The sequence below is a fragment of the Nonomuraea sp. NPDC001831 genome (genome assembly GCF_042892035.1).
In the GTDB taxonomy this organism is placed as follows: domain Bacteria; phylum Actinomycetota; class Actinomycetes; order Streptosporangiales; family Streptosporangiaceae; genus Nonomuraea.
Genome location: NZ_JBIATU010000006.1, coordinates 1 through 11,589 on the forward strand (window position 1 = coordinate 1; position 11,589 = coordinate 11,589).

The following is an 11,589-nucleotide window of genomic DNA, read 5'->3' on the forward strand; positions in this document are numbered from 1 at the left end:
TTCCCCGGCTGGCTACGCCAACGCATCGAAGCAATCATCTGGACGTTGAAGAACCAGCTCGGCCTCGAACGCCACAATGCCCGCACCACCGACGGCCTTTGGGCGCGGGTCAGCCAACGCGTCCTCGCCCTCAACGCCGCGATCTGGCACAACTGGAACACCGGCGCCCCCGTGAAACGATCACTGACCGCCTACGACCATTGACCCAAATTCACATCAGCGATCTAGGCGGGTTGGTAACAGATGTCAAAACTTGTAACTCGTTACCTCGGTGATCGGCGGCGGGACGGGAGGTCGGGGCCGCCCTTGTGCAGCCGGGCGTTGATCTGGCCGGCCTCCTCCGCCGTGATCACGCCGTGCGGCAGGTCCACGCCCAGCGCCGTGGCCAGCTCACGCTGGCGGATGTCCACCAGGCTCTCCACCAGGGCCGCGTACGCGTGCGCGTGGCGCCGGGCGGCCGCCCAGCCGGCGGTCACCAGGCCCGCCGCGACCACGGCGCCCGGCCACCAGGCGCAGCCGAGGAGCGCGTACAGCAGGCCCCAGCTCACGGTGAGCGCTGCGGTGTCGAGCGCCGCACGGGCCTCCCGTACGGGCACCCGCTGGTGTTCCTCCAGCAGCGACCACAACCGGGGCCACACCAGGGAGACCCGCAGCCCGTGGTACTCGGCCCGCACCCGCTCCTCCAGCAGCGCGAGCCGCCGCCCCGGCCAGGTCAGCCTGCGCCCGCGCCGCTCCAGCAGCCACAACCGCTCCACCGCGCCCACCGCCAGCCGGGCCAGCCCCGCCGCCCCGGCGGCGGCCAGCACCGCGACGACCCCCACGGTCACCAGCGCCACCGGGTCGAGGCCGGCCCGGGTCAGGTCGGCGCGGGTGCGCCGGACGAGCAGGCCCAGGTCGAGGGCGTCGGAATGGCCGAGCGTGAGCGCGCACCAGGCCGCCGCCGCGAAGCACAGGCCGAGCGGCCAGGCCGGGGACAACCAGCGTTCGGTGGCCTTCTTGCCCACCTCGGCGAGCAATCCGTCGAGCACCGCGGTCACGACTCCGTGAAGCGCATGGGCCGCCGCCGCAGGTCGCAGACGGGGGGCCGGTTCGCGGCGTCGCGGCCCGATCGGCGGGGGCACCAGCCGTCGGGGCAGACGTACACGCCGCGCAGCTCTGGCCCGGCCGCGCCGAACAGCAGGTACGGCTGCGCGTCTCCGCGCGCCTCGTCGGCGTCGGCCGGGGCGGGGTCGAGCAGCGCCAGCACGTCGCGGGCCGTGCCGCCCTCGTCGAGCACGGTCAGCGCGTCGGCCAGGGCCGCCGTCCAGCCGCCGGCGGCGGCGTCGCGCCGCAGGGCGGGAAGTTCGGCGCAGAGGTACGCCCGCGCCTCGTCCTCGGTCATGCCCACATCGTCCACGACGGACGGCACTCTCCGGTATCCCTCGATTCCGCCGGCCGCTCTGAGGGGACATGGGACCCGACCCGGCCGAGCTGCTGGCCCGCTTCGAACGCGAGGACGACCTCGAAGCCCTCGACCAGGCGGTCGACCTGTACGCCCGGGAGGGCGGCACGCCGTACGGCAGGGCGCTGCTGATGCGCCACGGCCGCACCGGCGCGCGGGACGACCTGGACCGGGCCGTCGCCGCCTGCCTGACCGCCCTGGAGGATCCCCCCGCGGACCTGCGGGAACGACTCGCGGCCCTGATCGCCGCGGCCGACGCGCTGGTCGCGAAGTGGGACCTCACCGCCGCCCCGGCCGACGTGGACGCCGCGATCGTCCGGTACCGGCAGGCGGTCGAGCTCGTCCCCGGCTCGGCGGCGGCGCTGTCGAAGCTGGGACTGGCCATCGCCAGACGCCGCATGATGGGCGGGGGAGGGCCCGGCGACCTCGCCGACGCGCTGGAGCTGTGCCGCCGGGCGATCGCCCTGGGCCGTCCCGACGACGACTCCGACCTGGACCGCGCGGCGGACCTGAACAGGCTGTCGGTGGTGCTGAGCGTGCGGGCGACGGAGGCCGGTGACCCCGAGCTGGCCCGGACGGCGATCGAGACCATGGACGCCGCGATCGCGCTCCTGCCTGCGACAGGGCTGCACCGCCGGCGGTACGAGATCGGCCGGTTGACGATCCTCGGCAACCGCTTCGCCCTGCTGGAACGCCCGGAGGACCTCGACGAGCTGCTCACCGGCTGGGCCGCCCTGGCGGACAGCCTGCCCGCCGACCTGCCCGCCCGCCGCTTCGCCGTGCTCCAGCACGGCCTGATGCTGTACGCCCGGTTCGGCGTGACCCGGCTGCCCGCCGACCGGGACGACGCGATCACCGTCCTGCGCCGGGCCCTCGGCGACCCGCGCCCGGGGCTGTCCGCGCTCGACCGGTTCGCCGACCAGGTGCTGCGCAACCTGCTGTGGAACCGCATCGGCCAGGGCGCCCGCCTGGAGGATGTCGACGACCTCGCCGCCCGCGTCCGCGCCCTCCTGCACGACCGGCCCGGCGACCAGGAACTGCGTGAGGAGTTGCAGGCCACGGGCACCGCCCGCTTCTCCGTCACCGGCGACCAGGCCGACCTGGGCACGGGCGAGGACCTGCAGGACGAGGTGAGCCGGGCCACGGCCAGGGTGATGAGGGCGATCACCGCCGATCCGGAGGAGCTGGAGGCGGCCATCGCCCAGGCCGACCGGGCCCTGACCGCGCCCGGCCACGACGAGGACCGGCTCCACCTGCTGCGCTTCACCCTCACCGGAGCCCTGTACGCCCGCTACGCGGCGCGCGGCGACCGCCGGGACCTCGACCGCTCCGCGGACATGCTCGCCGACCTGGCCCGGACCGGCCTTCCGGTCACCGCCCACGTGAAGGTGCAGCTCGCTCTCGTCCGGTGCGCCGTCCACGACCTGACCGGCGAGCGGGCCGTCCTCGACGACGCGCTCGCCCTCGTCGCGGAGGCGGACGCGCTCATCCCGCCCGGCCACGACGACCGCAGGCTCGTCGAGCACGTCAGGGGCATGACGATGTCGCGCCTGCACCGCCAGGACGGCGATCCGGCCCACCTGAAGGCGGCCGTGGACGCCTACCGCGCGGCGCTCGACGCGACACCCGCGAACCACCCGTACCGCAGCGTGTTCGAGTCGGAGCTCAGCATCGTGCTGCAGGACGGCGCCGCCCACTCCGCCGGCGCAGGGGCCGGCGCCGCCCTCGACCTGGCCCGGCGGGCCGCACGGTCGGCGCCGCCCGGCGAGCGGCGCTTCAACGCCCGACTGGCGCTGGGCCGGGCCCTGGCCCAGAACTCCCGGCTGGCCGCCGACCCCGGCACGCTCGACGAGGCGATCTCCGCCCTGCGCCAGGCCCTGCCCGAGCTGCCGGACGGGCACCCCAACCGCGCCTACGCCCTGACCGCGCTGTCGCAGGCCCTCACGGCGCGCGCCGAGTCGACCGGGTCCGCGGCCGCCCTGGACGCGGCGATCGCGGCGGGCGAGGAGGCGCTGCGGCTGCCGGTGGGCGGATCCGTCCGGGCGAACGCCATGCTCAGCCTGGCCGAGGCGCGGCGCATCCGCGGCCAGCGCACCGGCGACCGCGCCGACGTCGAGTCGGCCGCGCTGATCCTCACGCAGGCGCTCGGCGAGCTGCCCGAGGGCCACCCGCAACGGCCGCCCTGCCAGACCCAGCTGGCCATCGTGCTGTCGCAGCGGTACACGATGCTCGGCGAGGTGGCCGATCTGGACAGGTCCGTCGATCTCGCCCGTTCCGCGGTGGCCGCGCTGCCGCCGCGCTCGCCGCTCATGGGCCCCGCGCTCCAGGCGCTCAGCGGCGGCCTGTGGAAGCGGGCCGACCACCGCGGCGACATGGCCGACCTCGACGAGGCGGCCGAGACGATTGAAGGGGCCCTGGCCGCTCCCACCGCCGACCTGACGCAACGGGCGCCGATGTTGTACCACAAGGCGGGCGTGCTGCGCCGCCGCGCCGACGTGCGCGGCCGGCCCGGCGACCTCGACGAGGCGATCGCGGCCGGCCGCGAGGCCCTGGCGATGCTCCCGCCCGGCCACGCCTACCGGCCCGTCCTGGCCAAGGGCCTGTCGCTGCTGTACGTCAGCCGCTACGACGACGACCCCGGCGACCTGGCGGAGATCGTCCGCCTGGGCCGGGAAGGGCTGGCCGCCACGCCCAGGGACGACCCGTCGTGGGCCGGTCAGCAGCACGTGGTGGGCCACGGCCGGCTGCTGACCTTCTGGCGTACGGGCCGGCTGCGCGACCTGCGCGCCGCGATCGGGCACCTGGAGGCGTCGGTGGAGGCGACCCCGCCCGACGATCCCCTGCTGGCCGCCCGCGCCTCCCAGCTCGGCCTGGCCCTGAACGAGAGGTACGAGCGCCGCCACCGCCGCCGCGACCGCGACCGCGCCATGGCCGCCTTCCGCCTCTCGGCCGGCGTCACCTCGGAGGACTCCCTGGCCCGGCTGGAGAACACCCGCCTCTACGCCGGGTACAACCTGCACCACGGCCACCCGGTCGAGGCCCTGGAGCAGTACCGGGTGTGCGTGCAGGAGCTGCTGCCGCTCGCGGCCTGGCGCGGGCTCGACCGGGGCTCGCAGGAGTACCAGCTCAGGCAGGCGGCGGGGCTGGCCACCGAGGCGGCCGCCGCGGCGCTGGTCGCGGCGTCGCCGAGGGCCGCCGTCCAGCTGCTCGAGCAGGGGCGCAGCGTGTTGTGGGCCCAGCTGCTCCAGACCAGGAGCGACCGGAGCGAGCTGCGCGCCCGTCATCCCGGGCTCGCCGCCGAGTTCGACGAGGTGAGCGCCGTCCTGGACAGGCCGTCGGCCGGCGGGTCGCTGCAACCGGATGAGCTCGGCTCGATCGGACGTCCTGACCGGCGGTTCGAAGCCGACCTGCGGCGCCGGGCGACGGCCCGCTTCACCGAGCTGTGCGACCGGATCAGGGAGCTGCCGGGCTTCGCGTCGTTCCTGCGGCCCCCTGACTTCGCGGCCCTGCGCGCGGCCGCCGACCGCGGGCCCGTCGTCCTGGTCAACGTGGACCGGCGGCGCTGCGACGCGTTGCTGCTCACGCCGGGCGCGTTGCGGGTGCTGCCGCTGCCGCGCCTGGGCCGCGAGGAGGCCGCCGGGCGGGCCCGGGAGTTCCGCCGCACGCTCGCAGCGGCGCACGGCGGCATGGCGGCGCGCATCTCCGCCGCCCAGACCGTGCTGACCACGCTGGAATGGTTGTGGGACGCCGTCACCGGCCCGGTGCTGCACGAGCTCGGCCTGCCCGCGGCGGCGGACGGCGATCCGCCCCGGCTGTGGTGGTGCCCCACCGGGCCGCTGGCGGGCCTGCCGTTGCACGCCGCCGGACGGCACCGGGACGGCGGCCCGTGGGCGGGCGACCACGTCGTGTCCTCCTACACCCCCACCTTGCAGGCCCTGCTGCGCGCCAGGGCCACGCCGCCGGCGCCGCCCTCCGCGCCGGTCCTGGTGGCCGCGCTGGCCGCCACCTCGCGCCCGGACCGGCAGTACGCGAACCTGCCCCAGGTCCCGGCCGAGGTACGGGCCATCCGCGACGCGCTGGGCGCGCGGGCGGTCGTCATGGAGGACTCGGCCGCCACCCGGCGCGCGGTGCTCGAGGCCATCCCCGCCTACCGGCGGGTCCACTTCGCCTGTCACGGCGACCAGGACGACGCCGCCCCCTCGGCCAGCCGTCTGGCGCTGCACGACGCCGACCTGACCGTGCTCGACCTGACCACGGTCGGCGTGGACGGCGGCGACCTGGCCTTCCTGTCGGCCTGCGAGACCGCGCAGGGCGACGCCGCGCTCACCGACGAGGCCATCCACCTGGCCGCGGCGTTCCAGCTCGCGGGCTACCGCAACGTGATCGGCACCCTGTGGTCGATGTACGACGCCTCGGCCGCCGAGGTGGCCGCGGACGTGTACGCCGTCCTCGCCGCCGGCGACGCCGAGCCCGCGGTGGCGCTGCATCGGGCCGTCACCCGGCTGCGCGGCACCGCCCGCTTCGGCAGCCCGATGTTCTGGGCGCCGTACGTGCACCTCGGCGTGTGACCCGCGAGCCGCGGCCGGTCAGCGTGGGCAGTCGGAGGGCATCCTGAACAAGCCGAACTCCAGGCGCAGCGTGTCGTCGGCGGGCAGGGCGATCGCCCGCGCCGACGGGTCGGACATGTAGCAGGCGGGCAGGAGGAAGTACCGCTGGTTGGAGTTGATCAGCAGGCGCAGGCCGGTGTAGCGGAAGCGGTACATCGCGCCGGGGTCGGGCAGGGCGGTCTCGGTGATGCCCGGTCCCTCCAGGTTCAGGCGCCGGGCGGCGTAGACCACCGTGCTCGGCAGCCTGCGCATGCCGGCCAGCGTCCGGTTGGCCTCCCGCTCTCCGCGGGACTGCGCGAAGAGGGTGATCGCCCACAGCAGCAGGAACAGCAGGAGCGCCATGCAGAGCGTGCGCCGGACGAGCTGATCGGTGGTGGAGGGCGTGCGGCGCGGGTCGAGCCGTTGCCGCAGGGAGGAGCCGTAGACCAGCAGGAAGACGCCGAGGCCCAGGCAGAGGGGCATGGCGTAGGCCGGCAGCGGCCGCCATCCGGCCACCCCCGCGTAGGGCGGCAACGACCTCCATTCGCCGAGGCTGGCGTAGGGCGGCATCAGTCTCCATCCGGCCAGGCTCCCGATGCCCAGCGCGGCGCCGGCCGCCCCGAGGACGGCCATGACCCTGACCGCCCACTTGGCGAAGGCGGGATGCCGCTCGGCGGACCGGGTCAGCCACGCGTGCGCCGGGGGCGCGACCAGGGCCGCCACCAGCACGAGGATCAGCGGCTCTGCCGCCAGCGTGACGCTGCGCAGCGCGTAGTCCTGTAGGGACAGGCCCAGCATGCTCGGGTCCACGCCGAGGCGGGCGTACATGGTGTTGGTGCGGACCGCCCCGAAGTACACCATGATGGCGGCGATGAAGGTGGTCGGCGTCACGACGTGGGCGAGGATCCGCCACAGGCGGGACACGTCCTGGCCGGTGCCGCCGTCGTCGTCCGGGGGTTCGGCGGCGGGTGGCGGGGCGGTCACGACGGGGCCGGCGCCGGGCCGGTGTCCTCCGGCGGCGGCTCGGGATTGCCGCCGGGCGGCCCGGTCTCGCCGCCGGTGTCCGGAGGCTCGCCGGGCGGCTCGGTGCCGGGGGCTTCGGAGGGCGGCTCGCCCGGCGAAGGCCCGGCGGGCTCCGACGGCCCGGACGAGGACTCGGACGAGGTGCCGGACGAGGGCTGGGAGGAAGGCTGCGAGGATCCTGGCGAGGCGGTGATCGTCGCGCACTCCGGAAGGGTCTGCGTGCCGGACACCACCGCGCACGCGTTCCTGAGGTACTTGTCCGGGACCTGGCCGCCCTCCCGCTCGATGCGGGCGATGATCTGCCGGACCCTGTCACTGTCGCCCAGCGCGGCGGCGCTCTCCAGTTCCGCCTGGTCGACCATGGCGAACAGCTGCGTGCGCATCTGCTGGGGGACGGACTCGCGGAGACTGTTCGCGGTGTGGGCCTGCTTGATCGACTCGTCCCATTTCCCGCTGTTCGCCTTGATCACCGCGCCGCAGGCGTTGGCCACCGCCTTCTCGCTGTCGGAGCTGCCGGGGTCGGCGGCCACCTGGTCGATCTTCTGCGCCGCCGGTCCGGCGAAGTCCCGGTTGTTGAGGACCTGCTGGCAGTCCACTCCCACCTGCGCGGTGGGGTCGGGCAGGTCGCCGGCGTCGTCGGGGACGATCGGGGCGTCCGGCGTGATGACGGGCCGGGCCTGCTGGGGCGCGCCGGGCCCGGCCTCGCCCGCCCCGGAGCCGTCCTGACCGCCGTCACCGCCGCCGCAACCGCCGGTCAGCGCCACGGCGATGAGCAGCGTCACCACCGCCCGCCAGGACATTCCCACCGTTCCCCCGGATGCTCCACGACTCATCGGAAACAGGTCATACCGCTTGCAGTGGGACGCCACTCTCGGACGACCCGAAGCTGGGGAATCCTTTGTTCCCGCGGGGGGCGGAAGGCGGCCGGGCCGGTGGGGCCGGCCCGGCCGGGTGCGTCAGGAGGGCGGCACCGCGCCGTTCTTGGAGACGGGCACGGCGAGCTGCGCGGCGCCGGTGAGCCTCAGCTCCTCGGCGGGCAGGTTCGCCAGCACCGGGTTCAGGTGCTTCAGCGTCAGCCCCACGATGGGGGTCGCCGGGCTGACGACGTCGAACTTCTCCAGGTCGACCCAGCGGACCAGGGCGAACACGTCCGCCGGGATCTGGTCGCCGCTCTTCTGCACCGGGACGCAGAGCTGGCGGGCGGCGGCCACCTGCACGGTCCTGGGCGGGATCTGGTTGACCAGGACGGGGTTGAGCTGGGTGAGGTTCAGCGCCTTGTTCATCGACGGGTTCGGCGTGTGCGCGTAGCACAGCAGGTCGATGTGCGAGATGACGTTCAGCACGTCCGGCGGCGGGACGACGCCGTTCTTGCTGACCGGCACGCACAGCTGCTGGGGCGAGCTCAGCGTGACGCTGAGGCCGGGCAGGCCCTGCAGGACGGGGTTGAGGTGGCGCAGTGACAGGGGCAGGTTGATCTGCGGGCCGCTCACCCGGTAGCAGGACAGGTCGACGAACCTGACGAAGTCGAGCGCGGGAGACGGCGGGATGACGTTGTTCTTGGCCACCGGCACGCAGAGCTGCTCACGCGGGCCGAGCGTGACCTGCACGGGCGCCTGGTTGGCGAGCACCGGGTTGATGTGCTTCAGCGTCAGCGCGACGGCCGGCGGCTGGTACGTCGTGGTCTTGAAGCAGTCGAGGTCGAGGTTCGACACGAACTCCTTGGCCGTCGGCAGCGCCAGGGCCCCGGCGGGGGTCGCGACGAGGAAGGCGGCGGCGAACACGGCCAGACCGGCGGCTAAGAGACGTCTTACCGCGGTCGTGGCGTGACGATGGGGGGCAGGTCTTCCGTTCATCCATCCTCCTGGGCGGTGATGTGCCTTGACTGTGCGCCCGCGCGACCTGCCCGACAAGGTGGCTGGCCGCTGTTTGACAGACCCCTGTCAGCAGGCCCCCGCGTCAACGCCGCGACGCCGTCAGGCGCGCTCGGCCCAGCCGGACTCCAGGAGGTCGAAGACGGCGTCGAGGGCGGCGCGCGGGTCGGGCTCGGCGCCGGCCAGCTCGGGGATCTCCAGCACGTAGCGGGCCAGCGCGCGCACGGTCATGTCGGCGGGATCGCGCCCGGTCTCGGCCGCGATCGCCTCGGCCAGCGGGCCCTCAGCGGCGATCCAGAGCCGGCGCGAGTACTCCCGCAGGGCGGGCGTGCCCACGATCAGGTCGCGTTTGCGCCGCTGCTCGGGCGGCAGGTCGCCGGCGAACGGCCCCCGCTCGGCCAGGCAGCGCCGCAGGGCCGCCAGCACGCTCTGCCCGGCGGGCCGCTCGCGGACGGCGGCGGCCAGCCAGACGTGCCGGTCGTCGCCGTCGTCGAAGATCAGCGCGTCCTTGCCGTCGGGCACGTGCGCGAACAGGGTGGCGATGGAGACGTCGGCCTCGTCGGCGACCCGGGCGACGGTGACGCCGTCGTAGCCGTGCTCGGCGAACAGCCGCACCGCGGCCTCGGCCAGGGCCTTGCGGGTCTGCGCCTTCTTGCGTTCGCGGCGTCCTGTCGTCATGCTCTCATCGTAGCAAAAACTAGAATGATTCTGAATTCATAGCGACTACAGAAATGAGCGCCCCGTGTCCACCTCCTCCGCGCCTTGGGACGTCCGGCGCCTGCCGTCCGCACAGGGCAGGCACTTCCTGGTCACCGGCGGCAACGCCGGCATCGGCTACTTCGTGGCCGAGCAGCTCGCCGGCACCGGCGCCACCGTGATCCTGGGCAGCCGCGACCCCGCCAGGGCGGAGACCGCCGCGCTCTCCATCCGCGGCCGGGTCCCGGGCGCGCGGGTCCGGCAGGTGCCGCTCGACCTGGCCGACCTCGCCTCGGTCGAGGCCGTCGTCGCGGCGTTGCGGCTGCCGAGCCTGGACGCCGTCGTGTGCAACGCCGGCGTGCTGCTCGACCACCCGCCGCGGCGCGAGACGAAGGACGGCCACGAGCTGATGTTCGCCACCAACCATCTCGGCCACTTCGCGCTGGTCGCGCACCTGGCGCCGCTGCTGGCCGCCGCCCCCGCCGCCCGCGTCGTGACCACCGGCAGCCTGACCGCCAGGTCCGAGACCCTGGACCTGGACGACCTGCAGAGCCTCGGCGACGTCCGGCCCAAACGGGTGTACGCGCGCTCGAAGCTGGCGCAGATGCTCTTCGGCTTCGAGCTGGACCGCCGCCTGCGCGCCGCGGGCGCCACCACGGCGAGCGTGGTCACCCACCCCGGCGGCGCGCTCGACTCCCTGACGCCCTCGCGGCCGGTCCGGCCACGCACCGCCGGCGAGCGGCTGCGCGGCCTGCCCGCCGGGCTGCTGCTGCAGGGCAAGGAGGCCGCGGCGTGGCCGGCGGTGCGGGCCGTGCTGGATCCGTCCGTACGCGGCGGGGAGCTGTGGGGGCCCAGGGTGCTGGGGATGCGCGGCCTGCCGGCGCGCGAACCGGTGCGCGGGCACCTGGCCGACCCCGAGCTCGCCGCCCGGCTGTGGGCCGCGAGCGCCGAGCTGACCGGGCTCGATCCCTTCGCGCCCGGCCGCACGCCTTCCGGGTGACCGGCGGGCCGTGGTGCTACGCTTCGACGATCGTGCCCGGGTGAGGGCTCAACGACGGCTCAACCCAGGCTCAACGCCCCGATCGTCATGCTCAGGGCAGTCCCACCCGTTCAAGGGGAAGGGCGTCCGGAGGAGATGCGATGACGGGCATCATGGACAAGGCCAGGCCGGCTCTGACCGGTGAGCTGGAGAGCCTGTGCGGCCGGTGGTCCGAGCGCACGGGGATCGCCGTGGAGATCTGGGCGCTGCCCGCCGGTCCTGTGGCGGCGGCGTGGCGGCGGGCCGTGCTGGCGGTCGCGGAAGAGGCGCTGGCCAACGTCGAGGCCCACAGCGGCGCGAGCACCGCCTCGCTCGCCGTCACGGCCGGGCCCCAGGGGCTGCGGCTGACGATCAGCGACAACGGCCGCGGCTTCGCCGCCACGGCTGCGGGCGGCGGCGTCGGCCGGATGCGCGAGGCGTTCGCCGAGCTGGGCGGGCGCCTGTCGGTGCGCGGCGTGCCCGGCGAGGGCACGACCGTCAGCGGCACCGTCCCGGTCTAGGCGCGCTCGCCGGGCTGGACGAACTCGGGCTGGTCGAGGACGCGCAGCCAGCTCCCGTCGGGCTGACGCCGCACGACCTGGGCGCGGGCGCCCGAGCCGTCCTTGGGCGGGGTCGAGGTGAGGGCGAGGTCGCCGCTGACCAGCGTCGGCAGTGGCTGCTCCGGCTCGAAGTGCGGGCGGCCGGCCAGCACCTTCTCCCACAGCTCCTGGATGGCGGCCCGTCCGACGGTGCGGCTGCCGGGCGGGTAGGCCAGCACGGCGTCCTCCTCGTAGAGCGCGGCGACGCCGGCCGCGTCGCCGGCGTTGGAGCGCTCGACGAACAGGCGGGTGATGTCCTCGGGCCGCATGGCCTTCTCGTATGTGGTCATGGTGCCAGCCTGCCGACTGCCGCGCCAGAAGTCCAACAGATGGTTCTTATGTCCTCTACAATCTG

10 protein-coding genes and 1 pseudogene are annotated in these 11,589 nt (G+C 74.8%); 4 read left to right on the forward strand and 7 right to left on the reverse strand.

Features of this window, described 5'->3' with window-relative positions; translation table 11 throughout:
- Positions 1–204 (forward strand): annotated as a pseudogene (locus ACFYYW_RS20540) (hypothetical protein); the annotation flags it as partial.
- Positions 205–263: 59 nt separating this feature from the next.
- Here the strand turns inward: ACFYYW_RS20540 and ACFYYW_RS20545 are convergent.
- Both ACFYYW_RS20545 and ACFYYW_RS20550 read right to left on the reverse strand, forming a co-directional pair.
- A complete protein-coding gene (locus tag ACFYYW_RS20545) occupies positions 264–1,037 on the reverse strand; it encodes a hypothetical protein (protein WP_387650610.1) in 774 nt (257 codons plus the stop codon).
- Complete coding sequence (locus ACFYYW_RS20550; RefSeq protein WP_352327667.1) at positions 1,034–1,381, reverse strand: hypothetical protein; 348 nt, start codon at positions 1,379–1,381, stop codon at positions 1,034–1,036. The genes ACFYYW_RS20545 and ACFYYW_RS20550 overlap by 4 nt, the downstream gene beginning before the upstream one ends.
- Positions 1,382–1,449: 68 nt before the next feature.
- Between ACFYYW_RS20550 and ACFYYW_RS20555 the strand changes: the two genes are divergently transcribed.
- Entirely contained in the window at positions 1,450–6,009 is a 4,560-nt protein-coding gene (locus ACFYYW_RS20555) for a CHAT domain-containing protein (RefSeq protein ID WP_387650612.1), read from the forward strand.
- A gap of 18 nt (positions 6,010–6,027) precedes the next feature.
- Here ACFYYW_RS20555 and ACFYYW_RS20560 read toward each other — a convergent pair whose 3' ends face one another.
- The 4 genes from ACFYYW_RS20560 to ACFYYW_RS20575 form a co-directional block, all read right to left on the reverse strand.
- The gene (locus ACFYYW_RS20560; RefSeq protein WP_387650614.1) at positions 6,028–7,011 is read right to left on the reverse strand and encodes a hypothetical protein; all 984 of its coding nucleotides are present in this window, start codon (positions 7,009–7,011) and stop codon (positions 6,028–6,030) included.
- Complete coding sequence (locus ACFYYW_RS20565; RefSeq protein WP_387650615.1) at positions 7,008–7,850, reverse strand: hypothetical protein; 843 nt, start codon at positions 7,848–7,850, stop codon at positions 7,008–7,010. Before ACFYYW_RS20565 ends, ACFYYW_RS20560 begins: the two co-directional genes overlap by 4 nt.
- Before the next feature lie 156 nt (positions 7,851–8,006).
- On the reverse strand, positions 8,007–8,903 hold the full coding sequence (locus tag ACFYYW_RS20570; protein WP_387650617.1) for a hypothetical protein: 897 nt from the start codon (positions 8,901–8,903) through the stop codon (positions 8,007–8,009).
- A 120-nt stretch (positions 8,904–9,023) separates the two neighbouring features.
- Positions 9,024–9,599 carry a TetR/AcrR family transcriptional regulator gene (locus ACFYYW_RS20575; protein WP_387650618.1) on the reverse strand — a complete coding sequence of 192 codons (576 nt, stop codon included), beginning with the start codon at positions 9,597–9,599 and terminating at the stop codon, positions 9,024–9,026.
- Between the two features lie 64 nt (positions 9,600–9,663).
- Here ACFYYW_RS20575 and ACFYYW_RS20580 point away from each other — a divergent pair, with 64 nt between their 5' ends.
- Positions 9,664–10,617, forward strand: coding sequence for an SDR family NAD(P)-dependent oxidoreductase (locus ACFYYW_RS20580; protein ID WP_387650619.1), 954 nt, complete (start codon positions 9,664–9,666; stop codon positions 10,615–10,617).
- 140 nt (positions 10,618–10,757) lie between these two features.
- Entirely contained in the window at positions 10,758–11,156 is a 399-nt protein-coding gene (locus tag ACFYYW_RS20585; RefSeq protein ID WP_387650620.1) for a sensor histidine kinase, read from the forward strand.
- Here the strand turns inward: ACFYYW_RS20585 and ACFYYW_RS20590 are convergent.
- Positions 11,153–11,524 (reverse strand): YybH family protein, encoded by a 372-nt coding sequence (locus tag ACFYYW_RS20590; RefSeq protein WP_387650621.1) that lies wholly within the window; start codon positions 11,522–11,524, stop codon positions 11,153–11,155. The genes ACFYYW_RS20585 and ACFYYW_RS20590 overlap by 4 nt on opposite strands.
- Positions 11,525–11,589 lie beyond the last annotated feature (65 nt).

Bases quoted from the DNA above. Each gene is read 5' to 3' on its own strand.
- ACFYYW_RS20555 (WP_387650612.1), top strand. From the start codon at position 1,450: ATGGGACCCGACCCGGCCGAGCTGCTGGCCCGCTTCGAACGCGAGGAC.
- ACFYYW_RS20590 (WP_387650621.1), bottom strand. From the start codon at position 11,524: ATGACCACATACGAGAAGGCCATGCGGCCCGAGGACATCACCCGCCTG.
- ACFYYW_RS20550 (WP_352327667.1), bottom strand. From the start codon at position 1,381: ATGACCGAGGACGAGGCGCGGGCGTACCTCTGCGCCGAACTTCCCGCC.
- ACFYYW_RS20575 (WP_387650618.1), bottom strand. From the start codon at position 9,599: ATGACGACAGGACGCCGCGAACGCAAGAAGGCGCAGACCCGCAAGGCC.
- ACFYYW_RS20570 (WP_387650617.1), bottom strand. From the start codon at position 8,903: ATGAACGGAAGACCTGCCCCCCATCGTCACGCCACGACCGCGGTAAGA.
- ACFYYW_RS20565 (WP_387650615.1), bottom strand. From the start codon at position 7,850: ATGTCCTGGCGGGCGGTGGTGACGCTGCTCATCGCCGTGGCGCTGACC.
- ACFYYW_RS20585 (WP_387650620.1), top strand. From the start codon at position 10,758: ATGACGGGCATCATGGACAAGGCCAGGCCGGCTCTGACCGGTGAGCTG.